Annotated in this window: 19 protein-coding genes; 10 read left to right on the top strand and 9 right to left on the bottom strand. The window is 68.5% G+C overall.

The features are described 5' to 3' along the window. Nucleotides 1-60: 60 nt before the first annotated feature. Nucleotides 61-879 carry a helix-turn-helix transcriptional regulator gene (locus DELCS14_RS20905; RefSeq protein ID WP_013803431.1) on the bottom strand — a complete coding sequence of 273 codons (819 nt, stop codon included), beginning with the start codon at nucleotides 877-879 and terminating at the stop codon, nucleotides 61-63. A gap of 131 nt (nucleotides 880-1,010) precedes the next feature. Between DELCS14_RS20905 and DELCS14_RS20900 the strand changes: the two genes are divergently transcribed. Beyond that, the gene (locus DELCS14_RS20900) at nucleotides 1,011-1,433 is read left to right on the top strand and encodes a hypothetical protein (protein ID WP_013803430.1); all 423 of its coding nucleotides are present in this window, start codon (nucleotides 1,011-1,013) and stop codon (nucleotides 1,431-1,433) included. Between the two features lie 343 nt (nucleotides 1,434-1,776). Here DELCS14_RS20900 and DELCS14_RS20895 read toward each other — a convergent pair whose 3' ends face one another. Then, complete coding sequence (locus DELCS14_RS20895) at nucleotides 1,777-2,049, bottom strand: hypothetical protein (RefSeq protein WP_013803429.1); 273 nt, start codon at nucleotides 2,047-2,049, stop codon at nucleotides 1,777-1,779. Nucleotides 2,050-2,502: 453 nt separating this feature from the next. Here DELCS14_RS20895 and DELCS14_RS20890 point away from each other — a divergent pair, with 453 nt between their 5' ends. Together DELCS14_RS20890 and DELCS14_RS20885 are read left to right on the top strand one after the other, a co-directional pair. Next, the gene (locus DELCS14_RS20890) at nucleotides 2,503-2,922 is read left to right on the top strand and encodes a hypothetical protein (protein ID WP_013803428.1); all 420 of its coding nucleotides are present in this window, start codon (nucleotides 2,503-2,505) and stop codon (nucleotides 2,920-2,922) included. Nucleotides 2,923-3,098: 176 nt separating this feature from the next. Continuing rightward, complete coding sequence (locus DELCS14_RS20885; RefSeq protein WP_013803427.1) at nucleotides 3,099-5,975, top strand: aconitate hydratase; 2,877 nt, start codon at nucleotides 3,099-3,101, stop codon at nucleotides 5,973-5,975. A gap of 142 nt (nucleotides 5,976-6,117) precedes the next feature. On the opposite strand, the gene DELCS14_RS20880 is transcribed toward DELCS14_RS20885, so the two are convergent. Further along, nucleotides 6,118-7,017, bottom strand: coding sequence for a LysR family transcriptional regulator (locus DELCS14_RS20880; protein WP_013803426.1), 900 nt, complete (start codon nucleotides 7,015-7,017; stop codon nucleotides 6,118-6,120). Nucleotides 7,018-7,153: 136 nt separating this feature from the next. Between DELCS14_RS20880 and DELCS14_RS20875 the strand changes: the two genes are divergently transcribed. The 3 genes from DELCS14_RS20875 to DELCS14_RS20865 all read left to right on the top strand — a co-directional run bounded on the left by DELCS14_RS20875 (nucleotide 7,154) and on the right by DELCS14_RS20865 (nucleotide 11,072). Beyond that, nucleotides 7,154-8,857 carry an acyl-CoA dehydrogenase family protein gene (locus DELCS14_RS20875; protein WP_013803425.1) on the top strand — a complete coding sequence of 568 codons (1,704 nt, stop codon included), beginning with the start codon at nucleotides 7,154-7,156 and terminating at the stop codon, nucleotides 8,855-8,857. 75 nt (nucleotides 8,858-8,932) lie between these two features. Further along, nucleotides 8,933-9,937 carry a tripartite tricarboxylate transporter substrate binding protein gene (locus DELCS14_RS20870; protein WP_012204364.1) on the top strand — a complete coding sequence of 335 codons (1,005 nt, stop codon included), beginning with the start codon at nucleotides 8,933-8,935 and terminating at the stop codon, nucleotides 9,935-9,937. Nucleotides 9,938-9,950: 13 nt separating this feature from the next. Then, nucleotides 9,951-11,072: a CoA transferase gene (locus tag DELCS14_RS20865; RefSeq protein ID WP_013803424.1), complete on the top strand. Its 1,122-nt coding sequence runs from the start codon at nucleotides 9,951-9,953 to the stop codon at nucleotides 11,070-11,072. A gap of 7 nt (nucleotides 11,073-11,079) precedes the next feature. Here the strand turns inward: DELCS14_RS20865 and DELCS14_RS20860 are convergent, their stop codons facing one another. Both DELCS14_RS20860 and DELCS14_RS20855 read right to left on the bottom strand, forming a co-directional pair. Beyond that, on the bottom strand, nucleotides 11,080-12,735 hold the full coding sequence (locus DELCS14_RS20860; protein ID WP_013803423.1) for a GDYXXLXY domain-containing protein: 1,656 nt from the start codon (nucleotides 12,733-12,735) through the stop codon (nucleotides 11,080-11,082). Beyond that, a complete protein-coding gene (locus tag DELCS14_RS20855; RefSeq protein WP_013803422.1) occupies nucleotides 12,732-13,703 on the bottom strand; it encodes a DUF2157 domain-containing protein in 972 nt (323 codons plus the stop codon). The genes DELCS14_RS20860 and DELCS14_RS20855 overlap by 4 nt, the downstream gene beginning before the upstream one ends. Nucleotides 13,704-13,962: 259 nt before the next feature. Here DELCS14_RS20855 and DELCS14_RS20850 point away from each other — a divergent pair, with 259 nt between their 5' ends. From DELCS14_RS20850 to DELCS14_RS20835, 4 genes are all read left to right on the top strand, one after another. Beyond that, complete coding sequence (locus tag DELCS14_RS20850) at nucleotides 13,963-14,496, top strand: hypothetical protein (protein WP_013803421.1); 534 nt, start codon at nucleotides 13,963-13,965, stop codon at nucleotides 14,494-14,496. A gap of 136 nt (nucleotides 14,497-14,632) precedes the next feature. Continuing rightward, the gene (gene ccoG, locus DELCS14_RS20845) at nucleotides 14,633-16,102 is read left to right on the top strand and encodes a cytochrome c oxidase accessory protein CcoG (protein ID WP_013803420.1); all 1,470 of its coding nucleotides are present in this window, start codon (nucleotides 14,633-14,635) and stop codon (nucleotides 16,100-16,102) included. A 245-nt stretch (nucleotides 16,103-16,347) separates the two neighbouring features. After that, on the top strand, nucleotides 16,348-18,201 hold the full coding sequence (ilvD, locus tag DELCS14_RS20840; protein ID WP_013803419.1) for a dihydroxy-acid dehydratase: 1,854 nt from the start codon (nucleotides 16,348-16,350) through the stop codon (nucleotides 18,199-18,201). Nucleotides 18,202-18,282: 81 nt separating this feature from the next. Continuing rightward, the gene (locus DELCS14_RS20835) at nucleotides 18,283-19,275 is read left to right on the top strand and encodes a Bug family tripartite tricarboxylate transporter substrate binding protein (protein ID WP_012204371.1); all 993 of its coding nucleotides are present in this window, start codon (nucleotides 18,283-18,285) and stop codon (nucleotides 19,273-19,275) included. A gap of 359 nt (nucleotides 19,276-19,634) precedes the next feature. On the opposite strand, the gene DELCS14_RS20830 is transcribed toward DELCS14_RS20835, so the two are convergent. From DELCS14_RS20830 to yegQ, 4 genes are all read right to left on the bottom strand, one after another. Next, complete coding sequence (locus tag DELCS14_RS20830) at nucleotides 19,635-21,797, bottom strand: TonB-dependent siderophore receptor (RefSeq protein WP_013803418.1); 2,163 nt, start codon at nucleotides 21,795-21,797, stop codon at nucleotides 19,635-19,637. A gap of 248 nt (nucleotides 21,798-22,045) precedes the next feature. After that, nucleotides 22,046-23,491, bottom strand: coding sequence for a PLP-dependent aminotransferase family protein (locus DELCS14_RS20825; RefSeq protein ID WP_013803417.1), 1,446 nt, complete (start codon nucleotides 23,489-23,491; stop codon nucleotides 22,046-22,048). Between the two features lie 32 nt (nucleotides 23,492-23,523). Next, the gene (locus DELCS14_RS20820; RefSeq protein ID WP_012204374.1) at nucleotides 23,524-24,393 is read right to left on the bottom strand and encodes a hypothetical protein; all 870 of its coding nucleotides are present in this window, start codon (nucleotides 24,391-24,393) and stop codon (nucleotides 23,524-23,526) included. A 122-nt stretch (nucleotides 24,394-24,515) separates the two neighbouring features. Beyond that, complete coding sequence (yegQ, locus tag DELCS14_RS20815; protein WP_012204375.1) at nucleotides 24,516-25,904, bottom strand: tRNA 5-hydroxyuridine modification protein YegQ; 1,389 nt, start codon at nucleotides 25,902-25,904, stop codon at nucleotides 24,516-24,518. Nucleotides 25,905-25,918 lie beyond the last annotated feature (14 nt).

The raw sequence follows: 25,918 nt of genomic DNA, 5'->3' as shown, positions 1-25,918 counted from the left end.
CTCCATGAGCAAAGCCCGCTTCGGCGGGCTTTGCTGCTTTCTGGCTCTGTACTTTCCGGTTTACGCAGCCTGCCTCAACCGCCCCAGTACCTCCTGCGTCTGCGCATCCGCCGGAAAGAACGACTCCACGGCCAGCTCCTGCAGCGTCACATCCACCGGTGTGCCGAAGATGGTGATGGTGCTGATGAAGTTCAGGCGGCCATGGTCGGTGTCCAGCGCGAAGGGCACGGCGATGTGGCTGGCAGGTGCTGCGCCATGCGAGTCCGCTCCATCTTCCTTGAACGGGTAGGCGGCAATCTCGTCGTGCAGCGCCTGCAACTGCGCATCCGACGTGGCAGCAATCTGCTGCTGCAGGCGGTGCAGCAGATGCGCGCGCCAATGGGCTGCATTGGCCAGGCGCGGGCCCAGGCCTTCGGGGTGCAGGCTCAGGCGCAGCACATTGACGGGCGGCTCCAGCAGCCAGGGCGCCACGCCGGCCAGCAGCAGCGGCACGATGGCGTTGGCGGCCACCAGGTTCCAGTGCCGGTCCACGGCCAGGGCGGGATTGGGTTCGTGGCCCTTGAGCACCAGGTCCACGGCCTGGCGCGCGGCGGCCAGGTCCGGGTGGTCCAGCGGCCGGGCCTGGTACATGGGCGCATAGCCTGCGGCCACCAGCAGCGCGTTGCGCTCGCGCAGTGGCACGCCCAGGCGCTCGATCAGGCGCAGCACCATCTCGCGGCTGGGTTGGGCGCGGCCGGTTTCCACATAGCTCAGGTGGCGCGTGGAGATCTCGGCCTCCAGCGCCAGGCCCTGCTGGCTCAGGCGGCGGTGCTGGCGCCAGTGGCGCAGATGGTCGCCGAAGGGCGAGCGCGCGGACGGTGGATGGGCGGTGGAGGTCATGGTCCGCATCGTAGCGGCGGGGCCGGCATGGCGGCCATGACCTGCGAGGTTATCGACCCTGTGCAGCCTGCGGCGGACCATGCAGTCCATGGCATGCACGGTGTGTGCCTGTTGCTCTCAAGGAGTTCGCCATGTCGATGTTCGCTTCCCCCCGTTTCCTGCCCCGCGTGATGTGGGCCGATGCTGCTTCCTGCGCCGCCTCGGGCGCCTTGCAACTGGTGGCGGGGCAGCCGCTGTCGGATGTGACGGGGTTGCCTCTGGCGCTGCTGCAGTCCACAGGCTGGTTTTTGCTGGGCTATGCGCTGCTGGCAGCGTGGATGGCGGCGCGCTCGCCTGTGCCGCGGCGGTTGATCGGGCTGGTCGTTGTGGGGAATTTCGGGTGGGCTGTGGGCTGTGTTGCGCTGTTGGCGTTTGGTGGGTTGGGGTTGTCTGTCTGGGGTGTGACGTGGGTGTTGGCTCAGGCGCTGGTGGTTGTGGTGTTGGCTGAGTTGCAGTGGACTGGGTTGAGGCGCACGCGCGATGTGGTTGCCGGTGCGCGTGTTGCCATGTCATGACTACAGCGGGCTTGTTTTGACCCTGCCGGGCCGTTGTTTTTCGAGGCCGGGTGTCGGCCCGGCAGCCGACTGCCCTTTCTTGATTCGCCAAGAAAGGTCAGGCCAAAGAAGGCGACCCGGATGCCCGCGACCCCTTCGCTGCGCTGCGGGGCAACCTGCGTCGGGCCGCCTGCGGGGTTCGCCGTGAAACTCACTTCGCGCTGCGCGCTACGTTCAAACAATCACGGCGAGTCAGTTGACGAAGCAGTCCTGTCCTTCGGCAGGACTGCAACCCCGCAGGCGGCCCGACGCAGGCGCTGACATACGGGGAGTGGGCTCGGGCCTTTGCTGCGCTCGGCCCGGTTCAGGGGGCTGCGCTGCTTTTGACGTAGTGGGAGCAGCCCACGGCGACGACTTCGCCGCTGGTTTCGCTGGCCAGCATGTCGGCGCTGTTGCGGATGGTGCGCAGGGCGCTGGCGAGCACGTCCAGGCGGTTGCTGGTCTCGGGCGTTTCCAGCCACAGCAGGGCCATGCGGGAGAGCGCAGAGATTTCGGCACAGCCTTGCTGCACCAGGCGGTCCACCTCGGTCACGACCTGGGTGAAATGCTCGGCGCTTGGTGGGGGGCTTGTTGTCATGGCTCGGCTCTCCTTGCAAAGGTGAGGCGGGCCATCGAGAGGGATGCGATGTACATGGTTCCGTGCTCCTATTCGAGACTGAACCACCAGGCCGGGTTTTCAAGCACAGCAATGGTGGACGGGATGTTGAAAACACGAGAATAGTCGTGCGGGCAGCCTTGCGGTGAGCCCCATCCCGTCCCAAACCGTTCGGATGCAGGCAAGCGCCCACGATCCAAGCAAATCAGACGTGACAAGGCCTCGCTATCGGGGAGGCCGCTCCGCTATTCTTCAAAGGTGTTTTCAAGCACCGGCCCCGTGACAGGGGGCTGGTGCGGATTGTGGCATAGCGACTGGAGTTGCTCCAGCGGGGCTGGCATGACCTGGCAGGTCATGGACTCGGGGGCGGTGGCGGCGGAGCATCGGTGGGGCCGGCTTGCGAGGTGCAGGCCCGGCAATCCACAAGGAGTGCTGATGCCGATGTTTTCCCATGCCCGTTTCCTGCCCCGCACCCTGTGGGCCGACGCCATCTGCTGCGCCGCTGCCGGCGCGGTGCAGCTGGCCTTTGCGCAGCCGCTGGCCGTTGTCACGGGGTTGCCGCAGGCGCTGCTGCTGGGCACGGGGTGCTTCTTGTTGGCCTGGGCCTGCGTGGCTGGCTGGGGCGCGTGCCGCATGCCGCGCAGCAGGGGGCTGGTGGCCATTGCCGTGTTCGGCAACTTCGGCTGGGCCCTGGCGTGCGGCGTGTTGCTGTACAGCGGCGTGCTGGCGCCTACGCCCGCAGGCTGGGCATGGGTGCTGGGCCAGGCGGCCATCGGCGTGGCGCTGGGTGATCTGCAGTGCGCGGGGTTGTGGCGCAGCAGGGCTTCGCTGGCCGGTTCGATGACAGCCCTGTGAAAGCCTGTCGCTTTTGCCGCGCGGACAGCGTTGTCCGCGTGTGACTATCGCCAATGGACCACAGCATCCGCGGGCACTTCTGGGCACAATGGAAATCAGAGTCTTGGTGCATGCCCAGCAGCCCGGAAAAGGCGGCGCGCATGTGCCTTCCCAGAGTTTCATCCAGGAGTCTCACGATGCGCCACGAATATGAAAACACCCTCAAGTCCTTTGCTGCGGCGGGGGGCAAGAAGGGCAAGTTCTTCTCCCTGCCTGAACTGGCAAGGCAATATCCACAGGTCCGGCGATTGCCCGTGTCGTTGCGCATCGTGCTGGAGTCCGTGCTGCGCAACTGCGATGGCAACAAGGTGACGCGCGAGCATGTGGAGCAGCTGGCGAACTGGAAGCCCCAGGCCGAGCGCGTGGACGAGATCCCCTTCGTGGTATCGCGCGTGGTGCTGCAGGATTTCACGGGTGTGCCGTTGCTGGCCGACCTGGCCGCGATGCGCAGCACGGCCGCCAGGCTGGGCAAGAAGCCCAAGTCCATCGAGCCGCTGGTGCCCGTGGACCTGGTGGTGGACCACTCCATCATGGTGGACTACTTCGGCACCAAGAAGGCGCTGGACCTGAACATGAAGCTGGAGTTCCAGCGCAACAAGGAGCGCTACCAGTTCATGAAGTGGGGCATGCAGGCCTTCGACACCTTCGGCGTGGTGCCGCCGGGCTTCGGCATCGTGCACCAGGTGAACCTGGAGTACCTGGCGCGCGGCGTGCACAAGACCAAGGACGGCGTGCACTACCCCGACACCCTGGTGGGCACGGACAGCCACACGACCATGATCAACGGCATCGGCGTGGTGGGCTGGGGCGTGGGCGGCATCGAGGCCGAGGCGGCCATGCTGGGCCAGCCCGTGTACTTCCTCACGCCCGATGTGGTGGGCTTCGAGCTGTCGGGCCAGCTGCGCGAGGGCGTGACGGCCACCGACCTGGTGCTGTCGGTGACAGAGATCCTGCGCCGCGAGAAGGTGGTGGGCAAGTTCGTGGAGTTCTTCGGCGAAGGCACGCGCACCCTGGCGCTGCCCGACCGCGCCACCATCGGCAACATGGCGCCCGAGTACGGCGCCACCATGGGCTTTTTCCCCGTCGATGAAAAAACCATCGACTACTTCAGGGGCACGGGCCGCAGCAAGGCCGAGATCGAGGCCTTCGAGGGCTATTTCCGCGCGCAGGAACTGTTCGGCGTGCCGGCCGCCGGCGAGATCGACTACTCGCATGTGGTGCGCCTGGACCTGGGCACGGTGGCGCCCAGCCTGGCCGGACCCAAGCGCCCGCAGGACCGCATCGAGCTGGGCAATGTGTCGTCCAAGTTCGATGAGCTGTTCAGCGCCCCTGCGGCGCACAACGGGTTCAACCAGCCGATCGAACGGCTGGGCCGGAGCTTTCGCGTAGGCGGTGGCGGCGAGGGCGAGGTGGCGCCCGAGACGCCGGCCCATCCGCCCGGCGCGCAGCGCTCGCTGGCCGAGATGGAGGCTAACAAGCCCAAGCTGGAGGCCGCCCACAGCGAGGCACCGGTCGATGCCCCCACGCCGCCCAAGCGCCTGAGCATCGCCAACGGCGACGTGCTGATTGCCGCCATCACCAGCTGCACCAACACCTCCAACCCCAGCGTGATGCTGGCCGCCGGCCTGCTGGCCAAGAAGGCGGTGAAGGCCGGGCTCACGGTGCAGCCGCACATCAAGACCTCTCTGGCGCCGGGCTCGCGCGTGGTGACCGAGTATTTGACCGAAGCCGGCCTGCTGCCCTACCTGGAAAAGCTGGGCTTTGCGCTGGCCGGCTACGGCTGCACCACCTGCATCGGCAACGCGGGCGACCTCACGCCGGAGCTCAACGAGGCCATCACCAGCAACGACCTGGTCTGCGCGGCCGTGCTGTCGGGCAACCGCAACTTCGAGGCGCGCATCCACCCCAACATCAAGGCCAACTTCCTGGCCAGCCCGCCCCTGGTCGTGGCCTATGCCATTGCCGGCACGGTGCGCCGCGACCTGATGACCGAGCCCGTGGGCCAGGGCAAGAACGGCCGTGACATCTACCTGGGCGACATCTGGCCGACCAGCGAAGAGATCCACGCGCTGATGAAGTACGCCATGAACGGCAAGGCCTTCCGCGAGAACTACGAGAAGGTGCGCTCCGAGCCCGGCAAGCTCTGGGAAAAGATCCACGGCGTGACGGGCGCCACCTATACCTGGCCCGAGAGCACCTACATTGCCGAGCCGCCGTTCTTCGACGGCTTCCGGCTTGAGCTGGAAGCGCCCGCCGCTGGCGCCGAAGGCTCCAACCCCTACGTGGTGCACGGCGCGCGCGTGATGGCGCTGTTCGGCGACTCCATCACCACCGACCACATCTCGCCGGCCGGCTCCATCAAGGAAAGCTCGCCCGCAGGCCAGTGGCTGCTGGCCCACGGCGTGCAAAAGGCCGACTTCAACAGCTACGGCTCGCGGCGCGGCAACCATGAGGTGATGATGCGCGGCACCTTTGCCAACGTGCGCATCAAGAACCTGATGATTCCGGCGCAGGCCGATGGCTCGCGCGAGGAGGGCGGCCTGACGCTGTACCGGGACGGCACGGGCCAGGTTACCAAGATGCCCATCTACGACGCGGCCATGAAGTACCAGGCCGAGGGCCGCGCCACCGTGATCTTCGCGGGCGAGGAATACGGCACGGGATCGAGCCGCGACTGGGCCGCCAAGGGCACGCAGCTGCTGGGCATCAAGGCCGTGGTGGCGCGCAGCTTCGAGCGCATCCACCGTTCCAACCTGGTTGGCATGGGCGTGCTGCCGCTGCAATTCCTGGGCACGGACAGCTGGCAGACCCTGGGCCTGACGGGCGAGGAGTTCGTGGAAGTGATTCCCGCCGCCGACCTGGCGCCGCAAAGCGAGGCCCAGCTGGTGATCACGCGTGCCGACGGCAGCAAGCAGACCGTGGTGGTCAAGCTGCGCATCGACACGCCCATCGAGGTGGACTACTACCGGCACGGCGGCATCCTGCCGTACGTTCTCAGGCAGCTCCTTGAATGAAGTTGGAAACCCCCTGAGCCGCTATGCGGCTTCCCCCTGGAAGGGGGACGACACCCTGGCGGCGGGGCGGCCCTTGCTCGGTGTCCCTCGCGTTTGGGCCACGCCAGTTTTGGACATGGTGAACTGAGCAAGGGTGTGGCGTTTATGGCTGCTGTCCCAGCCTGCCCACGCTGTCGCGCAGGTGGGCCAGCAGCGATTCGACCAGGGGCTGCACATGGCCCGGGTGCCACATGGCCTGCATCTGCGACTGCGGGTGCCGGCCCTGGATGGGCACGAAGGCCAGCCCCGGAAAGCCCACGCGCTGCAGGCAGGACGGAACCAGGGACACGCCCTGGCCCAGCGACACCATGGACAGCACGGACAGCCAGTGCCGCACCTCGTGGTGCAGGTCGGGCGTGAAGCCTTCGCTCTGGCAGATCTGCCAGATCTGCTGGTGGTAGTCGGGCGAGACCTGGCGCGAGAACAGCACCATGCGCTCGCCCGCCAGCTGGCGCACCTGCAGCGTGCGCTGGCCGGCCAGCGCATGGCCTGCGGGCAGGCAGGCCATGAAGGGCTCGCTCACCAGGGTGTGTGATTGCAGGCCGGGCGCGGGGCGCGTGGCGTGCAGCAGGCCCAGGTCCAGGCGCTCCTGCTGCAGGGAGGCGATCTGCTCTGCGCTGTTGAGCTCCAGCATGTCGATGCGCACCAGCGGGTGCCGGGCGCGAAAGCTCTCCAGCGCCTCGGGCAGCCCGCGGTAGATGGCCGAACCCACAAAGCCCAGCCGGATGCGGCCCTGCACGCCGTCGGCGATGGCGCGCATGTCCTGGCGCACGCGCTGGGCCTGTTCCATGATGTCCTGGGCCTGCACGCGCAGGTGCTTGCCGGCGGCCGTGAGCCGCACCTCCTTGCTGGTGCGCTCGAACAGCTGGGCGCCCAGCTCTTCCTCCAGCTGGCGGATGGCCACGCTCAGCGGCGGCTGGGAGATGGACAGGCGCTGGGCTGCGCGGCTGAAGTGCAGCTCCTCGGCCAGCACCAGAAAGTACCTCAGTTGTCTCAGCTCCATGGCGTTCTATCTGGTTTGACTATTGATCAATACGTTATCGATATTTGACTCGAATAGGACTGTTTCCAAGAATGGGGGCATCCCCAAGACCCGGAGCCCATGCGCCCGGGCCCGGTTCCCGCACAGGAGACAGACCATGAACCCCGAACCGCAGGCGCTGGCCGCCATGCAGTCTTCCCCCGCCCAGGCTTTCCAGGCCGTGCCCGACCGCCACGGCAGCAACCTGTACACCACCGATTCGCAGTTGCAGCCGCTGCTGGCGCTGTACCTGCCGCCCGAGGTGAACGCGCACCTGCAGCCCCATCTGGAGCGCATGGGCGCGCTGGCCGGCCGCGAGATCGATGAATGGGCACTGACCGCCGACCGCAACCCGCCCGAGCTGGAGCACCGCGACCGCACGGGGCGCGATGCGCAGCGCATCGTCAAGCATCCGGCCTATGTGGAGATGGAGCGCGTGGCCTATGGCGAGTTCGGCCTGGCCGTCATGTCGCACCGCACGGGCGTGCTGGGCTGGGATGGCAAGCTGCCGCCGCTGGCCAAGTACGCGCTGACCTATCTGTTCGTGCAGGCCGAGTTCGGCCTGTGCTGCCCGCTGTCCATGACCGACTCGCTGGCGCGCACGCTGCGCAAGTACGGCGAGCCGGCCCTGGTCGAGAAGTACTGGCCGCGCATGACGCAGCTGCGCTTCGAGGACCAGGCCCAGGGCGCCATGTTCATGACCGAGCAGGCGGCCGGCTCGGACATCTCCAACACCCAGACGCTGGCCCGCCCGGCCGCCGACGGCAGCTGGCGCCTGTCGGGCGACAAGTGGTTCTGCTCCAACCCCGATGCCGACTTCGCCATGGTGCTGGCGCGCGTGGAAGGCGCGCCAGCGGGCATGAAGGGCATCTCGCTGTTCCTGCTGCCGCGCCGGCTGGACGACGGCTCGGCCAACCACTACCGCATCGTGCGCCTCAAGCACAAGCTGGGCACGCGCTCCATGGCCAGCGGCGAGATCGTGCTCGACGGCGCCGTCGCCTACCTGGTGGGCGAGCAGGGCCGGGGTTTCGTGCAGATGGCCGACATGGTGAACAACTCGCGCCTGTCCAACGGCGTGCGCTCGGCCGGGCTGATGCGCCGCGCCGTGGCCGAGGCCGAGTACGTGGCGCGCGAGCGCCGCGCCTTCGGCAAGGCCCTGCAGGACATGCCGCTGATGCAGCGCCAGCTCGACAAGCTGCGCATCTACTCCGAGCAGGCCCGCACCATGGTGCTGCAGACGGCCCAGGCGCTGCAGCGTTCGGACGCAGGCGAAGACGGCGCCTACGCGCTGCTGCGCATCCTCACGCCCATGATCAAGTTCCGCGCCTGCCGCGACGCGCGCAAGGTCACGGGCGACGCCATGGAGGTGCGCGGCGGATGCGGCTACATCGAGGAGTGGAGCGATCCGCGCCTGGTGCGCGACTCCCACCTGGGATCGATCTGGGAAGGCACCAGCAACATCGTGGCGCTGGACGTGATCCGCGCCATCAAGCGCGAAGGCTCGCTGCCCGTGCTGCGTGACCACGCGGCCCAGCTGCTGGCCCAGACCGAGGCGGCCACGGACTTCAAGGCCGCGTTGTCGGCCAGCATGGACAAGGCTGCGGCCCTGGCCCTGCGCGCGGCCGAGGAGGGAGGTGACCGCCTGGCGCGCGCCGCCGCCTCGGGCCTGTACCACTGCTTCACGGCCACGGCCATGGCCTGGGAGGCCTCGTGCACCGGCAGCGCCGAGCGCATGCGCTGGGCCCAGCTGGTGCTGCTGCACCGCGTGCTGCCGCGCGACCCGCTGGCGGCAGGCGACCTGCCCGAAGGCTGGACACGCTGAGCCCATCGACCGCACCGACCCAGAACACACATCCCGTCCACAGGGATGACCGCACAAGTACCGGAGACAAACACCATGCCTTGCACTGACCAGAAGCCGTCCTTCCAGAAACGCCGATTCCTGTGGGCCTGTGCGCTCGCCGCCACCGCCGCTCTGCCGGCCGCCGCACTGGCCGAGCGCTTTCCCGAGCGGCCCATCAGCTTTGTCGTTCCCTTCCCGCCCGGCGGGCCCACGGACGCCATGGCCCGCACGCTGGCGATATCGCTGACCGAGACGCTGGGCCAGAGCGTGATCGTGGAGAACAAGGCCGGTGCGGGCGGCAACATCGGCGCCGACTTCGTGGCCCGCGCCAGGCCCGACGGCTACACCATCATGTTCGGCACCTCGGGGCCGCTGGCCATCAACAAGCACCTGTACCGCAAGATCAACTACGACCCGCAGACCAGCTTCGCGCCCATCATCCGCGTGGGCCACCTGCCCAATGTGCTGGTGGTCAATCCGGCCACCAAGGCCACCACCGTGCAGGAGCTGATTGCTCAGGACAAGGCCAAGCCGGGCAGCCTGGACTATGCGTCCTCGGGCAACGGCGCCTCCTCGCACCTGGCGGGCGTGCTGTTCAACAAGATGGCCGGCACCTCGCTGCAGCACATCCCCTACAAGGGCACGGGCCCGGCGCTCAACGACCTGCTGGCGGGGCAGGTGAACATGACCTTCACCGACATCCTCACCGCCATGCCCTACATCAAGGCCGGCAAGTTCAAGGCCATTGGCGTGGCCACGGAAAAGCGCTCCCAGGCCATGCCCGATATTCCCACCATCGCCGAGCAGGGCCTGCCCGGCTACGACGTGAGCGTGTTTTTCGGCGTGGTGGCACCGGCCGGCACGCCGGCCGACCGCATCGAGACGCTGAACGCGGCCTTCCGCAAGGCCCTGAGCAGCGAGCGCATCCGCAAGACCTTTGCCGACCAGGGGCTGGAGCCGGCATCGGATCTGTCGCCAGCGGGGCTGTCGACCTTCATCGCGCAGGAGGTCACGAAATGGAAGGCCGTGGTCGATGCCTCCGGCGCCAAACTGGATTGAGGAAAGCACATTGATGACCACTTCCCACAGCATGGGCGCACTCCAGGGCATCCGTGTCCTCGATCTCTCCCGCATTCTTGGTGGCCCGCTGTGCGGCCAGATCCTGGGCGACCACGGCGCCGACGTGCTCAAGGTGGAGCCGCCGCAGGGCGACGATACGCGCGCCTGGGGGCCGCCGTTCCAGGACGGTGTGTCCTCCTACTACCGGGGCCTGAACCGCAACAAGCGGCTGCAGTTCCTGGACCTGTCCCAGCCCGAAGGCCAGCAGGCCGTGCTGGCGTTGATGGACCAGGCCGACGTGGTGGTGGAGAACTTCAAGATCGGCACCATGGAAAAGTGGGGCATAGGCTGGGAGCAACTGCGCGAGCGCTTTCCGCGCCTCATCTGGTGCCGCGTCAGCGGCTTCGGCGCCGATGGCCCGCTGGGCGCCTGGCCCGGCTATGACGCGGCCATCCAGGCCATGACGGGGCTGATGAGCGTCAACGGCGAGGCCGGCGGCGATCCGCTGCGCGTGGGCCTGCCGGTGGTGGACATGGTCACGGGCATGAACGGCGTCATCGGCGTGCTGCTGGCGCTGCAGGAGCGCCAGCGCAGCGGTCTGGGCCAGCTGGTCGATGTCTCGCTGTACGACAGCGGCATCTCGCTGCTGCACCCGCATGCGGGCAACTGGTTCATGAGCGGCAGGACGCCGGGGCGCTCGGGCAACGCCCATCCCAACATCTATCCCTACGACAGCTTTGCCACGGGCACCACGCCGGTCTTCCTGGCCGTGGGCAACGACCGCCAGTTCCGCCTGCTGTGCGAGCACCTGGGATGCCCGCAACTGGTGGCCGACGAGCGCTTTGCCACGGCCGGCCAGCGCTCGCACCACCGCGATGCGCTCAAGCCGCTGCTGGAGCAGGCCCTGCAGTCCTGCGACGGCCCCGCCCTGGCCGATGCGCTGATGGCCATCGGCGTGCCCGCCGCGCCTGTGCTGGGCGTGGATGCCGCGCTCAACCACCCGCATACCCTGCACCGCGAGATGGTGGTGGAGATGGAGGGCGGCTACCGGGGCCTGGGCGCGCCCGTCAAGCTCAGCCGCACGCCGGCCAGCTACCGGCATGCGCCGCTGGCCGAGGGCGACAGTTTCGAGTGAGTTGCATTCAGGGCACGATGGGGCGCAGTTGCGCGTCAGCCATGCCCACCAGCAGCGCACGCCCGTCGGGCTCCACGCGGAACTCGCCGTAGCGGGCCTGCTCCCAGCGCTGGCCATCGCCTTCGCGGAAGTACCAGGCATCCGTCACCAGCGTCCACCGGCCGCCGCGCGGGGTGAGTTCAAAGCGCTGCTCGCCGGGCGCCAGCGGCTCGCTGGCCGTGCCGGTGCGCAGCCACTGCACCACGCCCTGCTCATCGAGCTTGCCGATGGCGTAGAGGCGTCCGCTGCGCAGGCTCTCTTTCTCCACGTCCCTGTCCTCGGAAGGCAGGCGGAAGTTCAGGCGCATGTAGTCGCCCTGCATCAGGGAGCGCGGGTCCACCGGCGCCAGTTCCACGAACACCTTGCGGCCCTGGGCGATGGTGCGTTCCTTCTGCGCAATGCCGATATTGGCCACCGCCAGCGTGCAGGCCGCCGTCAGCACCACCAGCCACGGCGCCCAGCGCTGCAGGGGCGCGGCGCCTGATGCGGCGGCGGTCTCCGCGCTGCCTGGCAGGGCTGTGGCGCGCGGCCCTGCCCAGGCCAGCAGGCCCAGCAAGGCGCCGCAGCCGGCCAGCACCATGGCCTTGGTGGCCAGTGGCCAGGCCAGCTGGTAGTAGAAGCTGCCCACGATCCAGGCCGCAGCCAGGGCGGCCGCTGCGGCCTGCCGCCAGCGGCCGCTGGTGCCGGTCACCGCCAGCGCCAGCAGGCAGGCGCCCAGCCAGGGCAGGAAGGCACTCAGCACGGCCAGCACCACGGCAGCCACGGCGGCGCGCGGCTGCCGCAGCGTGGGCCATGCGCGCTGGGCGAACCAGGCGGCTGCCAGGGCCAGCGCGGCCGAGCCGGCCTGCGTCAGAACGCCCATGGAGATGTTCGGGGCGGCTTCCTGCGCCAGTTCGCCCGCCAGGCCGCCGCCCAGCACGCCGGCCACCATGAAGCTCCTGCCGGACAGAAAGGCCAGGCCAGCCAGCACCGCCAGCAGCCAGCCCGTGGCAAAGGGCTCCAGCGCCGCCGCCATGCGGGTCTGTGCCGCAGACTGCCCCAGCGCGCGCCACTGGGTTGCCAGCAGCAGCATCCAGAGCAGCAGCGCCGCATGCACGATGACCCAGGTCGGCAGGCCTGCGTACAGGGTGGATGGATCGTTGTCCGGCCAGAGCATGGTGCAAAACAGCAGCGCGCAGGCGGCGCCCAGCAGCACGCGCAGCCAGGGCCTTGGAATGGCGGCCGTGCAGGCCAGCGCAATGGCCAGGCCTATCGCGCCCGCAGCCTGCCCCGACAGGTCGCGCGCCAGGCCAAAGCCCAGCAGGCCGGCGCCGGTCAGCATGGCAGGCAGGGCCAGTTGCTCCAGGAAGACGGGCAGCTCCTCGGCGCGCAGCACGGCCACGGCTGCGGCCAGCATCATGGCGCCGATCACATAGGTGCCGGCGCCGCGCTCTATCCAGTCGGACAGGGCAAACGCAAACAGAATCAGCAAGGGAAGAAGGGCCAGCCAGGCGCCCAGCGCCGTGAGCAGCACCACCGCCCAATGGCGGTCGTTGGCGGCAGGGCGGCGGTCCTGCAAGGCGGCAGGCGGCAGGATGCCCTGGTCCACGGCCTGGCGCAGCAGGGTGTCGTGTTCGTGGCTCATTGAAGGCCTCCTTCCGCGTTGCGTGACATTCGAAGCACCAGGCTGACCGTGGCCGCCAGCAGGCACGCAGCGCCCAGGCCGACGAGCAGCAGCATGCCCGTGAAGTCCGCCCCCAGTTTTTCCAGCAGCAGGTAGACCAGGCCGCACACCAGCAGCACGTTCAGGCCCAGCGCCGCACCGCTGAGCAGGAAGATATCGAAATGCCTGCGCTGGCCCGCCAGCGCCGCCGCGCCTGCCAGCAGCACCAGCCCCAGCGGGTACTGCGGCGCCACCGTGCTGTGGAACAGCCCGCTGATGGCGGTGGAGGTGATCATCGCCAGCGCCAGCGCGCCCGCGCCGCGCAAGGCCCACAGCCCCGCGCCCGTGAAGCGCCGCAGGGCCGGTGCCATGACCGCGGTGACGGCAAGGGCGGCGCCCAGGGCCACGGCATGCACGCCCAGGTCGCGCGACTCCACCTCCCAGAACTGCGGCGTATGGGCCTGCGCCCACAGCGCAATGCCCGTCATGGCAACCACCACCCAGGGCACCCAGACGCCATCGCTGCGCGCCGCCAGGGCCAGCGGCAGGGTCAGCGCTGCCCACAGCGCAAACAGCTGCCAGGGGTCCGCTCCCGTCTGGTAGGTCTGCCCGAAAAAGGCGAACAGAGCACCCGTGCCCAGCAGCGCCAGCACCGACAGCGGCACGCGCGCCGCCGCGCGCCATGCCGCGCCAAGACACATCACGAGCACGAAGCCCTGCAGCAGGGCAAAGCGCTGCATGCGGCCCATGCTCTCCCAATTGGCGGCAATCCACAGCACGATGCCCAGCCCGCCCAGCGCCGCGCCCAGCAAGGCCACCACGGGCCACAGGCGGGTTCTGAGCGCAGCCGGTTCCTGCTCGAATCCCGCCAGTGCAAACAGCTGCACGGCGGCCTTGCGGTCCAGGCCATGTTGGCGGACAAGGTCATGCAATAGGGGGCGCAGGTTCATGGTGCGGACGTTCCTTGGCTTGAAGAGTCGGATGCCCGACTGTGCCAGAACCTCGCGTGCATGGATGGCGGCGCAGGACGGCATTCCGGCGAGCCGGGGGAGCCGTGGGAAGATCGCGGCCAGAGTCCTGCCATCCTCTTGCCATTGCTGCTTAGCCCAATCCTGCCGCCATGCCTTTCCTGCCTGCCCCTTGCCCCGGTGCGCAAACGCCCCCGCACCCGCATCTGCATCCGCACCCACAACCTGCAGGGCAGGCGCGATGAAGCGCGGCGATGCGCTGGACGGGCAGATCGAGTGGCAGCCCGTCACCCGGCCTGCCGCCATCGCGCTGACGGCCTTTGCCGCCTGGATCATCTGGGGCCACTTCTTCAGCCAGGGTCACTGGCTGCTGCTGCTGGACAACGCCAACCTGGCACTGCACGAAGCCGGGCATCCGCTGGTGGCCCTGTTCTCGCAGCATCTCTCGGTCTACGGCGGCACGCTGTTCCAGCTGCTGTTCCCGGCCCTGTTCATGCGCCATTTCCACAGGCAGGGCCAGCGCACGGGCTGGATTGCCGCGCTGATGTGGCTGGGAGAGAGCCTCATGAACGTGGCCCACTACATGAAGGACGCGCGCGCCCAGGTGCTGCCGCTGGTGGGCGGCGGCGACCATGACTGGACGGAGATCTTCAGCCGCTGGGGCGTGCTCCAGGCCGATGTGCGCATCGGCACGCTGACGGCGCTGCTGGGGCTGTGCCTGGTGCTGTGGGGGCTGCGGTTTGCCGTTGCGGCGCTGCGCTCGCCGCAGGCCTGACCCGCCATCTGATACGGTCGAATCCGCTGCATCTGCTGCTACCGCCGGGGCAGGGCGCTGGGCATAGTCCAGGCAGTCCCCGGCAATTCATGACAAGCCCGCATCAAGGGCGCACCGGCCGGGGCGAGGGCCCCGCATGTCAGAACGACCGAAACCGCTTCCCGATGAAACCGCCGCAGCCCCCCGGCCGCGGCCCGCGCCACGCAAGGTGATTCCCATCGCCGACGCCAGCGCGGATTCCCCGCTGTTCGAATCGCGCAGGAAGATCCAGCCGCGCTCCATCACGGGGCGCTTCACCCATTGGCGCTGGGCCATGGTCTGGCTCACGCAGCTGTTCTTCTATGGCATTCCCTGGCTGCAGATCCATGGCCGGCAGGCCTTGCTGTTCGACCTGGAGCAGCGGCGCTTCTACGTCTTCGGCTGGCTGCTGTATCCGCAGGACTTCATCTACCTGGCCGTGCTGCTCATCGTCTCGGCGCTGGCGCTGTTCCTGTTCACCACGGTGGCCGGGCGGCTGTGGTGCGGCTTTTCCTGCCCGCAGACGGTCTACACCGAGCTGTTCATGTGGGTGGAGCGCCGGCTGGAGGGCGACCGCAGCGCGCGGCTGCGGCTGGACGGCAGCGGCTGGGGCGCGGAGAAGATCGCGCGGCGCGGCGGCAAGCATGCGCTGTGGCTGCTGATCTCGCTGTGGACGGGGCTGACCTTCGTCGGCTACTTCGTGCCCATCCGCAGCCTGCTGCCCGAGGTGCTGGCGCTCACCGGCGCATGGCAGATCTTCTGGGTGCTGTTCTATGCGCTGGCCACCTACGGCAACGCGGGCTTCCTGCGCGAGCAGGTCTGCAAGCACATGTGCCCCTATGCGCGCTTTCAGAGCGCCATGTTCGACAAGGACACCCTGGTCGTCACCTACGACACCGCACGCGGCGAATCGCGCGGTCCGCGCCACAAGGGGGTGGACTACCGGGCCCAGGGGCTTGGCGACTGCATCGACTGCACGCTGTGCGTGCAGGTCTGCCCGGTGGGCATCGACATACGCGACGGCCTGCAGTACGAGTGCATCGGCTGCGGCCTGTGCATCGACGCCTGCAACAGCGTCATGGACCGCATGCATTACCCGCGCGGGCTGATCCGCCTGTCCACGCAGAACGGCGTGGCCCGGGGCTGGCGCCAGAGCGAGCTGGTGCGCCGCATCTTCCGCCCGCGCGTGCTCATCTACGGCACGGCGCTGGTGGCCATCTCCACGGCCATGGTGGCCAGCCTGGCGCTGCGCACGCCGCTGAAGGTGGACGTGGTGCGCGACCGGGGCACGCTGTCGCGCATCGTGGCCGGCGGCCAGATCGAGAACATCTACCGCGTGCAGATCGGCAATGCCACGGAGCAGGACCAGCGCTATGTGCTGTCGGCCTCGGGCATCGAGGGCCTGCGCGTGGCTTCGGAGACCGAGGTGGACGTGGGCGCGGCCCAGGACCGCTGGGTCGTGGTGCGGCTGCAGGCGCCCTATGGCGCGGCCGGCCCTGGCTCGCACGGCGTGGAGATCACGGCCACGGCGGTGGGTGACCCGGCGCTTTCCAAGCAGGCGCACAGCACGTTCCTGGTGCCGCGCTGAAGGGCCGGTTGGATGGATTGATTCAGGAGTACAGCGCAGTTGTTGTGCACGATGCCTGGTCCGCTGCAGCGCGGGCTGGCATCGGTTTTGAGGCCCCGGAAGTTTGTTCCGGGGCCTTTTTTTCCGTCCATCTGGCGCCGAAGGGCGGCTTCCCAGGCGACTCCCGGGAGACACGATCTGGTGTAAATGCTCATAGGGAAATCCGCAGACCCCGCTATGGTGGGCGGCTGTTTTCCGTCCCGCGTATGAACAAGAAACCTGCCTCCCCCGACAACGTCTTTTCCGAGTCCAGCGCCTCCGCATCGCTGGCCGCCTCCACCACCACAACCAGCACCACCGGCAGCAGCCCGGCAGCGGCCACGCCCACGCCCACGCCCTTTCGCTCCGCCCTGATCCGCTCCGGCACCATCCGTGCCACCACGCGCAGCTTCCTGCATGCCCTGGGCCAGGACGACGAAGACATAGAGCGCCCGCACATCGGCGTGTTCCACACGGGCGGGGAGATGAGCCCCTGCAACCTCAACCTGCGCGACCAGGCCCAGCATGCCAAGACCGGCATCTATGCCGGGGGCGGTACGCCGCATGAATGCCCGGTGGTGTCGGTCAGCGACGGGCTGACCATGGCGCATTCGGGCATGCGGTTCTCGCTGGTCTCGCGCGAGCTGATCGCCGACAGCGTGGAGGCCTCGGTGCGCGGCCACCAGTGGGATGGCATCTTCGCCATCGGCGCCTGCGACAAGAACCTGCCGGGCCTGATGATGGGCATGGTGCGCTGCAATGTGCCCAGCGTCTTCGTGCATGGCGGCTCGGCCCTGCCGGGACAGGCGCCCGGCGTGCACGGGCGCGACCTGAACGTGGTCGATACCTACGAGACCATCGGCCAGGTGCTGGCCGGCACCGCTACGGCGCAGGACCTGGAGGCCATGAGCCGCGCCTGCCTGCCCACGGCCGGCGCCTGCGCAGGCCAGTTCACGGCCAACACCATGGGCATGGTGAGCGAGGCGCTGGGCCTGGCGCCCATCGGCTCCAGCATGGTGCCCGCCGTGTTCAGCGAGCGCGCACCGCTGATGCGCCGCGCCGCGCGCCAGCTCATGCAGGCCGTGTGGGCCAGCGCCGAAGGCGGCGGCCCGCTGCCGCGCGACATCATCACGCGCCGGGCGCTGGAGAATGCCTGCGCCGTGGTCAGCGCCACGGGCGGATCGACCAATGCCGCCCTGCACCTGCCGGCCATCGCGCACGAGGCCGGCATCCGCTTCCACCTGGACGACGTGGCCGAGATCTTCGCGCGCACGCCGCTGATCGCCGACCTGCGTCCCGGCGGGCGCTTCCTGGCGCGCGACGTGTACTACATCGGCGGCGCAGGCGTGATCCTGCGCACGCTGATGGAGCAGGGCTTTGTCCACGGCGATGCGCTCACCTTCACGGGCCGCACCCTGGCCGAAGAACTGGCCGATGCCGCGCCGCCCGATGGCGAGGTGGTGCGCACGCCCGGCAATCCCATCACGCGCGACGGTGGCCTGACCGTGCTCAAGGGCAACCTCTGCCCCGATGGCGCGTTGCTGAAGACGGCCGGCCTCAAGACCCTGGTGCACCGGGGCCCCGCGCGCGTCTTCGAGTCCGAGGAACAGGCCCAGGCCGCCGTGCAGGCCATGCAGTACGCGGCCGGCGATGTCATCGTCATCCGCAACGAAGGCCCGCGCGGCAGCCCCGGCATGCGCGAGATGCTGGGCATCACCGCGCTGCTGTATGGCCAGGGCATGGGCGACAAGGTGGCCCTGCTGACCGATGGGCGCTTCTCTGGTGCCACGCGCGGCCTGTGCATCGGCTACGCAGGCCCCGAGGCCGCCGACAACGGCCCCATTGCCGCGCTGCGCGACGGCGACCTCATTGCCATCGACGCCCGCGCCGATGCGCGCAGCATCACGGTGGAAATCGGCGAGGCTGAACTGGCCGAACGTCTGGAACAATCGGCCGCCGCGCGCCGCCAGATGCCGCCGCTGGGCGGCGTGCTGGAAAAATACGCGCTCACCGTGCGCCCGGCCCACCAGGGCGCGGTCACGCATTCGGGCCAGGTGGTCTGGCTGCGCGACGACAGTTGAAGCCGCCGGGCTGGCACGCATTTCCCCCGCTGTTCCCCCACTGTTTTTTTCAGAGTTTCAATTTCAACCGGAGACATACGCATGAACATCGACCGCCGCCAATGGCTGGGCACCGCTGGAGCGGGTGCGCTGCTGGCCAGCCTGGGCCAGCAGGCCTGGGCGCAGGCCCAGGGCCCCATCGAGACCCTGAACATCATCACCGGCTTCGCGGCCGGAGGCACCTCGGACGCCATCTGCCGCCGCGTGGGCACCAAGCTGTCGGGCTATGCCAAGACCGCCGTGGTGGAGAACCGCACGGGCGCGGGCGGGCAGATCGCCATCAGCTACGTCAAGGGCCGGCCCGCAGACGGCGCCACCCTGCTGCAGACGCCCACGTCCATGCTGTCCATCTACCCGCACATCTACAAGAAGCTGCCCTATGACCCGGTGGCCGACCTGGCGCCAGTCACCGTGGGCTGCATCTTCGACTTCGGCTTCGCCGTCGGCCCCGCCGTGCCCGCCAGCGTGACCACCGTGCCCGAATTCTTCGCCTGGGCCAAGGCCAACCCCGCAGGCGCCAACTTCGGCTCGCCCGCGCCCGGCTCCACGCCGCACTTCATCGGCGCCCTGCTGGGCCAGCATGCCGGCGTGGACTTCAAGCACGCCGGCTACCGCGGCACCCAGCCCGCGCTGCTGGACATGCTGGGCGGCAACGTCTCCGCCGTCTGCGGCCCCGTGGGCGACATGCTGCAGCACCTGGCCGGCGGCAAGATGCGCATCCTGGGCGTCAGCGGCGCCAAGCGCAGCCGCTTCGCACCCCAGGTCCCCACGCTGGTGGAGCAGGGCTACAAGGACATGGCGCACAGCGAATGGTTCGCCTTCTTCGTGCCCGCCAAGACACCCGCCGAGACCGTGCAGCGCCTGAACGGCCACATGCGCAAGGCCCTGGCCACGCCCGACGTGGTGGACAGCCTGGCCACCTTCGGCCTGGACGCCCAATCCTCCACCCCCGCCGAACTGGCCGCGCTGCTGCAGTCCGAACTCGCCAAATGGGGCCCCATCGTCAAGCGCGTGGGATTCACAGCAGAGGGCTAAAAAGAACAAAACGGGCCGAGCGAAGCGAAGGCCCGAACCAACTCCCCGTATGTCAGCGCCTGCGGCGTGGCGGTTGCGGGGGTGCAAGCCTGCCGAAGGACAGGCTTGCTTCGTGATCTGACTCGCCGTGATTGTCTGAACGTAGCGCGCAGCGCGAAGAGAGTTTCACGGCGAACCCCGCAGCCGCCACGACGCAGGTTGCCCGCAGCGAAGCGGAGGGTCGCGGACATTCGGGTCGCCTTCTTTGATCTGACCTTTCTTGGCGAATCAAGAAAGGGCAGTCGGCCGCCGGGCCGAGACCCGGCCTCAGAAAAATACCACCCGGCAGGGTCAAAAACAGACCCACGTAAACCAAAGCCTCAGAACGGCAACGTCCCCTGCACATACAACGTCCGAGGCATCCCCACATACTTGCCCCCGTTGTTGTCCGTAGACCGCGTGTAGTACCTGCGATCAAACAGATTCTTGACCCCCACAGCCACCCGCAGATTGCTCAGCGACTTGCCAAAGTCATAGCCCGCACGCAGGCCCACGGTCGCAAACCCGGGAATATCACCCAGCCGCCCCGCAGCATCTTCCTGCGTCACATACTGCGTGCCCGACCCCGGAGAGCGCTGCTTCGATTGCGCAGCCAGGTCCGCATTCAGCGTCCACTGCCCCAGCGCATAGCGCGCCCACAGCTGGCCCGTGTGGCGCGAGTACAGCGGCAGGTCGCGCCCCGCGAAATCGCCAGCGCGCGAGACGGCCTCGGTGTAGGTATAGGACACACCCGCCGTCAGCCCCTTGAGCGCGGCATTCCACTGGCCCAGGTCGTAGCGCAGCGAGGACTCGATGCCTCGGTGGCGCGTGGCGCCCAGGTCGGTCCAGATGCCGTCCACGCCCACGCGGGTCAGCAGCAGTTCCTTGTCGAAGTCGATGTTGAACAGCGTCAGCTCGGCGTTCAGCGCCGGGCTGTTGTAGTGCGTGCCCACCTCATAGGTCTTGGCCGATTCGGGATGCAGGCCGCGCTCGGTCTGGGCCAGCTGCGCATACTGCTGGGGGCCGAAGGACTTGCCCGCGTTGGCGAACAGCGACCACTGCGCATTCATGCGGTAGAGCACGGACAGCGTGGGCAGGAACTCGCGTGCATCGGCCTTGGGGAACAGCTGGCTGGTGACGGTGCTGCCATCGGCGCCCAGGTTGCTGACGTTGTTGAAGGAGTTGATGCGTTCGTAGCGCACGCCGGGCGTGATGGTCCAGTTGCCGATGTCGATGCGGTCATCGATGTAGAAGGCATGGGCCGTGGTGCCGCCCTGGCTGGTCTGGTAGGGCGTGATCGGCAGGGCCATGGCGTTGGCCATGGTGGCGGGGTTGTAGTAGGCGGTGCGCAGCGCGACCTCGGAACTGCTTTCCTTGAGGTAGCGGTAGCCCACGCTGACTTCCTGCACCACGGAGCCGGTCTCGAACAGGCGCGAGTAGCGCGGCTCGATGCCGAAGTAGTGGTAGCTGCGCGGCGCGGCCGTCAGGCGGCGCTGGTTGGCGTTGTCCTGCTCGATGTAGCTGCCGCGGAACGAGTCCACGTAGTAGCCCAGCACCTCGAAGTTGTTGCGCCCGTCCTTGTGGTTGTACTTGAACGAGGCATCGGTGCGGCGGCCGTCGAAGCTGTCGTAGGAGCGTGTGGACTGGAACGGGTCGGCCGCGTACTGCGCCGTGGTCAGGCCGCCGGGCATGCGGCCCGAGCCCTCGAAGTGGTGCAGCGAGACGGCGATGTCGTCCTGGGCCGAGATGCGGTAGGCGCCCTTGAGCAGGATGTCGTCGATGTCGGTCTTGTCATTGCCTGCGCGCCAGCCGTCGCCATGCGTGCCCGAGTACAGCAGGGCCAGGCCCAGGCCGGATTCGTTGGTGCCGCCCACGAACAGGCTGGGCGTGGTCTTGGCATTGCCGCCGTGGCTGTAGATCTCGGTGCCCACCGAGGCCTCGGCCGCGAAGGTCTTGGGAATGGCGCGCGTGACGAAGTTGATGATGCCGCCCACGTTCTGGGGGCCGTAGCGCACCGAGCCCGCGCCGCGGATCACGTCCACCGACTCCAGGTTGCCCAGCGACACGGGCGCCAGCGACAGCTGGGGCTGGCCGTAGGGCGCGTAGGAGACGGGCACGCCGTCCATCAGCACATACGAGCGCGGCGACAGGCGCGCCGTCAGGCCGCGCACGCCGATGTTCAGGGACACATCGCTGCCGCCCGTGCCGTTGCTGTCCTGCACCTGCACGCCGGGCACCAGGCGCAGCACGTCGCGCAGGCTGGAGGAGCCGGTTTCCTCGATGCGCGCCCGTTCGACGATGGTGCGCGCGCCGGCATGGTCCAGCACCTTTTCCTCGGTGGGGTTGTCCAGCCAGTTGCCCGTGACGGTGATGGCGGACAGGCCGGCCTCGGGTGCGGTGGTGGTGGGGGATGGCGCCTGTGCCGACGCCTGCAGCGACAGCAGGGCGGCGGCGACAGCGGCCGCGCAGCGTGTGAGCGTGGCGCAGTGATTGCTGGAAACCATGGAAAACTTCCTTTGTGCCTCTGGGATTGGTGCAGCGCTGAAGGGTCGGCTGGCAGGCTGCAGGACGCGTGGCGGCGGGCGAGGCGGAAGCAGGAGACAAGGACCGGTCAGCATGCATGGCGGCGATGCCGGTTCGGGGTGCGAGTCTAAATGAGAATCATCCAGCTTGCACCAGGCTGACAGCAGCTGTGCCGGGCCGCGTTGCCCGGGCGCTACAGCGCAGCAGGTGCTGCCAGCGCAGCGGGCGCTTACCTTGCTGCTTTTGCTGTTGGAAGGGGCTGCATTGCACAGGCCAGCTCGCCCAGCGTGGCCAGGGCCTGCCCGGTCTCGTCGCTCCAGTCATGGCCGTAGTTCAGCCGCAGGCAGTGGCCGAAGGCCTGCGAGGCCGAGAAGATCGGCCCCGGCGCCACGCTGATGCCGCGCGCCAGCGCCGCGCGGTGCAGGGCCAGCGCATTGCAGTACGGCGGCAGCTCTATCCACATGAAGTAGCCGCCCTCGGGCCGCGTGGCCCGCGTGCCTTGTGGAAAGTGGCGGGCAATGGCCGATGCCATGTGGTCCCGCTGCAGGGCCAGGCTCTGGCGCAGGCGGCGCAGGTGGCGGTCGGCGCCGCCGCTTTCCAGGTAGTCGGCCAGCGCCTGCTGGGTGGGTGCATTCGTGGCCAGCGTGGTGGTGAGCTTTTGCCGGGCCACGGCGCGCGTGAAGCGCCCCGGCGCGGCCCAGCCCGTGCGCCAGCCCGGCGCCAGCCATTTGGAGAACGAGCTGCAGTGAAGCACCCAGCCTTCGGTGTCGAAGGTCTTGGCCGGCGGCGGGCGGCGCTCGCCGAAGTACAGCTCGCCGTACACATCGTCTTCGATCAGCGGCACGCGGTGGCGCGTGACCAGCTCCACCAGTGCGCGTTTGCGCGCCTCTGGCATGAGGCTGCCCAGCGGGTTCTGAAAGCAGGTCATCAGCCAGATGGCCTGGGGCCTGTGGCGCTGCAGTGCTGCCTCCAGCGCGTTCAGGTCCATCCCCTCGCCCGGATGGGTGGGCACCTCGATGGCCGACAGGCCCATGCGCTCCAGCGCCTGCAGCGCACCATAGAAGCAGGGCGATTCGATGACCACGGCGCCGCCGGGCCGCGTGACGGCGGCCAGGCACAGGTTCAGAGCCTCCAGCGCGCCGTTGGTGATGACCAGGTCGGCCGGCGTCAGCGCCAGGCCGTCGGCCAGGTAGCGGCGTGCGATCTGGCGGCGCAGCGCCAGGCTGCCGGGCGTGAGGTCGTCGATGGCGCTGCGCGGGTCGGCCTCGCGCGCGGCATGCGCCAGGCACTGGCCCAGGCGGCGCAGCGGGAACAGGCCCGGCGAGGGAAAGGCCGAGCCCAGGGGCACGACATCGCGGTCCATGGCCGACTCCAGCACCTCGAACACGCGCTCGCTCACATCGACCACGGCAAAGCTGTCGCCCTCGGGCGAAGACGGCTCGGTAGGCTCGGGCGGCGCGCTGCGCGGGCGCTGGGCCACGAAGTAGCCCGATCGCTCGCGCGCGCGCACCAGGCCGCGCGCCTCCAGCAGGTAGTAGGCCTGGAACACCGTGGAGGCGCTGACGCCGCGCCGCTCGCTGGTCTGGCGCACCGAGGGCAGCTTGTCACCTGGGCACAGAACGCCTGCGGTGATGGATGCCTCGATATCGTCGGCCAGCTCCTGGTAGCGCGTCATGGCGGCGTGCGTGCTTGGGTGCGGGCGCCGCTTCAGCCTTGCTCGGCCAGCAGTTCCTGCAGCGCCTTGATCTGCTGGCGCAGGCGCTCGTTCTCGGCTTCGAGTTCGTTCACGCGCTGCTGCAGCTCCTCGGGCGAGGCGGTCACGGCCGCGCCTTCGCCGTCGGCCGCTTCGGCTTCGGGCTTGGCGGCCTTGGGCTTTTTCTTGGCATCGCGCACGCGCTTGGCGGCCTGCTTGAGTTCGTCGGCGCCTGCGGCGGCCACGGCCTGCTGCTCGTCCACGGGCAGGCTGGCGACCACGGCGGCGGTGCTCAGCGAGATGTCGCCCGAGCGCACGGCGGCCACCACTTCGGGCGCGGCCTTTTGCTGGATGGTCTCGATCAGCTTGACCTGGCTGCTGGACAGGCGGGCCACGCGGGCCAGGGCCTCGCGCGTGTCCAGGGCCTCGTCGGGCACCTTGGCCACGCTGGCCAGGGCGGCGGCGACCACGGGGTCGGTCTCGCCTTCCCAGGGGGCTTCACCCTCGGCCTGGGGCGCATCGGCCTTGGCGGCCATCACGGCAGCGGCGGCGGCCGAGCGGCGCGTGGCAATGATCTCGCGCTTGCGCAGCGCCAGCACGCCGCGCTGGAAGTCGGACACGCTGCGGCGGCCCAGGTGCTGGTCGATCATCCACAGGTGCACGTCGTCCATGTTCTTGAACTGCGTGGCCTGCACGGTGTTGAAGGGCAGGCCGTGCTTTTGGCAGATGGCGTAGCGGTTGTGGCCGTCGATGAGCAGGTCGTTCCAGAGCACGAGCGCGTCGCGGCAGCCTTCGGCCACGATGCTGCGCTCCAGCGCGTCGAGTTCATCGGGGGTCAGCGGGTCGATGTAGGCCTTGAGTTCTTCGTTGACGACGATGTCCATGGCAGTGCAGAAATGAGGAATGAAAGGAACGGCGGCCGCTCCGGGCCATTGCAGCAATGGCCCTGGACAGCCGCCAGGAAAAAATCACGGGCAAGGAGGGCAGGGCGGCCTGCGCCCCGGCTTCACAGCAGGCGCGAGATCAGCGCACCCTCGGCCGGCGCATCCAGCGGAATGCGCACGCGGATCGGGTTGCCCTGGGCGACCTGCACGGGTTCGCCGTCGAGGTTGAACATCTTCTCCAGCAGCACCTGGCGGTTGCCCTGCGGGTGGATGATCTCCAGCGTATCGCCCACCGAGAAGCGGTTCTTGGTCTCCACCTCGGCCATGCCGTCGGCATAGCTGCGCACCTCGCCCACGAAGTGGCTGCGCTGCAGCACCGAGTGGCCGGTCTCGTAGTTCTGGTAGTCCTGCGAGGGACGGCGCTCCAGCAGGCCACCCGTGTAGCCACGGTTGGCCAGGCCTTCGAGCTCGGTGATCAGGTGCGGGTTGAAGGGGCGGCCGGCCACGGCATCGTCGATGGCGCGGCGGTAGACCTGGGCCGTGCGGGCCACGTAGTACAGGCTCTTGGTGCGGCCCTCGATCTTGAGCGAGTCCACGCCGATCTTCACCAGGCGCTCCACATGCTCCACGGCGCGCAGGTCCTTGGAGTTCATGATGTAGGTGCCGTGCTCGTCTTCCATGATGGGCATCAGCTCGCCGGGGCGGCCCTTTTCCTCCAGCAGGTAGACCTGCTCGGCCTTGGGGTGGCGCGCGCCGTCGCCGCAGGTGCTGGTGAACTGGCTGTCGGCTTCCTCGCGAGCCTTCTCGAAGCTGAAGTCCTGCTCCATGGTCTGGGCCAGGGCCTCGCCGGTATTGGGATCCACCGCCGCGTCATGCGTCTTGTAGTCCCAGCGGCAGGCATTGGTGCAGGTGCCCTGGTTGGGATCGCGGCGGTTGAAGTAGCCCGACAGCAGGCAGCGGCCCGAGTAGGCGATGCACAGCGCGCCGTGCACGAAGACCTCGATCTCCATGTCCGGGCATTCCTGGCGGATCTTCTCGATCTCGTCCAGCGACAGCTCGCGCGACAGGATGATGCGCGAGACGCCGGCCTTCTGCCAGAACTTCACCGTGGCCCAGTTGGTGGTGTTGGCCTGCACCGAGAGATGGACCTCGGTCTCGGGCCACTTTTCCTTGACCATCATGATCAGGCCGGGGTCGGCCATGATCAGCGCGTCGGGCTTGCACTCGATCACGGGCTCGATGTCGCGGATATAGGTGCGCACCTTGTCGTTGTGGGCGATCAGGTTGCTGGTGACGAAGAATTTCTTGCCCCGCGCATGCGCCTCGGAGATGCCCTGGGCGATCTGTTCGAGGCGGAATTCGTTGTTGCGTGCGCGCAGGCTGTAGCGGGGTTGCCCGGCGTAGATGGCGTCGGCGCCAAAGTCGTAGGCCGCACGCATCTTGTCGAGCGAGCCGGCCGGCAGCAGCAGTTCGGGGGCTTTGAGGGTCATGATCCCCGTATTGTCCCGCATCGCGCTTTCCAACA

The organism is Delftia sp. Cs1-4 (assembly GCF_000214395.1).
GTDB classification, from domain to species: Bacteria; Pseudomonadota; Gammaproteobacteria; order Burkholderiales; family Burkholderiaceae_C; genus Comamonas; species Comamonas acidovorans.
Note: the sequence above shows the minus strand (reverse complement) of the source record. Positions and strands in the feature narration are given on the sequence as shown.

Bases quoted from the DNA above. Each gene is read 5' to 3' on its own strand.
- DELCS14_RS20905 (WP_013803431.1), bottom strand. From the start codon at position 879: ATGACCTCCACCGCCCATCCACCGTCCGCGCGCTCGCCCTTCGGCGAC.
- DELCS14_RS20900 (WP_013803430.1), top strand. From the start codon at position 1,011: ATGTCGATGTTCGCTTCCCCCCGTTTCCTGCCCCGCGTGATGTGGGCC.
- DELCS14_RS20895 (WP_013803429.1), bottom strand. From the start codon at position 2,049: ATGACAACAAGCCCCCCACCAAGCGCCGAGCATTTCACCCAGGTCGTG.
- DELCS14_RS20890 (WP_013803428.1), top strand. From the start codon at position 2,503: ATGCCGATGTTTTCCCATGCCCGTTTCCTGCCCCGCACCCTGTGGGCC.
- DELCS14_RS20885 (WP_013803427.1), top strand. From the start codon at position 3,099: ATGCGCCACGAATATGAAAACACCCTCAAGTCCTTTGCTGCGGCGGGG.
- DELCS14_RS20880 (WP_013803426.1), bottom strand. From the start codon at position 7,017: ATGGAGCTGAGACAACTGAGGTACTTTCTGGTGCTGGCCGAGGAGCTG.
- DELCS14_RS20875 (WP_013803425.1), top strand. From the start codon at position 7,154: ATGAACCCCGAACCGCAGGCGCTGGCCGCCATGCAGTCTTCCCCCGCC.
- DELCS14_RS20870 (WP_012204364.1), top strand. From the start codon at position 8,933: ATGCCTTGCACTGACCAGAAGCCGTCCTTCCAGAAACGCCGATTCCTG.
- DELCS14_RS20865 (WP_013803424.1), top strand. From the start codon at position 9,951: ATGACCACTTCCCACAGCATGGGCGCACTCCAGGGCATCCGTGTCCTC.
- DELCS14_RS20860 (WP_013803423.1), bottom strand. From the start codon at position 12,735: ATGAGCCACGAACACGACACCCTGCTGCGCCAGGCCGTGGACCAGGGC.
- DELCS14_RS20855 (WP_013803422.1), bottom strand. From the start codon at position 13,703: ATGAACCTGCGCCCCCTATTGCATGACCTTGTCCGCCAACATGGCCTG.
- DELCS14_RS20850 (WP_013803421.1), top strand. From the start codon at position 13,963: ATGAAGCGCGGCGATGCGCTGGACGGGCAGATCGAGTGGCAGCCCGTC.
- ccoG (WP_013803420.1), top strand. From the start codon at position 14,633: ATGTCAGAACGACCGAAACCGCTTCCCGATGAAACCGCCGCAGCCCCC.
- ilvD (WP_013803419.1), top strand. From the start codon at position 16,348: ATGAACAAGAAACCTGCCTCCCCCGACAACGTCTTTTCCGAGTCCAGC.
- DELCS14_RS20835 (WP_012204371.1), top strand. From the start codon at position 18,283: ATGAACATCGACCGCCGCCAATGGCTGGGCACCGCTGGAGCGGGTGCG.
- DELCS14_RS20830 (WP_013803418.1), bottom strand. From the start codon at position 21,797: ATGGTTTCCAGCAATCACTGCGCCACGCTCACACGCTGCGCGGCCGCT.
- DELCS14_RS20825 (WP_013803417.1), bottom strand. From the start codon at position 23,491: ATGACGCGCTACCAGGAGCTGGCCGACGATATCGAGGCATCCATCACC.
- DELCS14_RS20820 (WP_012204374.1), bottom strand. From the start codon at position 24,393: ATGGACATCGTCGTCAACGAAGAACTCAAGGCCTACATCGACCCGCTG.
- yegQ (WP_012204375.1), bottom strand. From the start codon at position 25,904: ATGCGGGACAATACGGGGATCATGACCCTCAAAGCCCCCGAACTGCTG.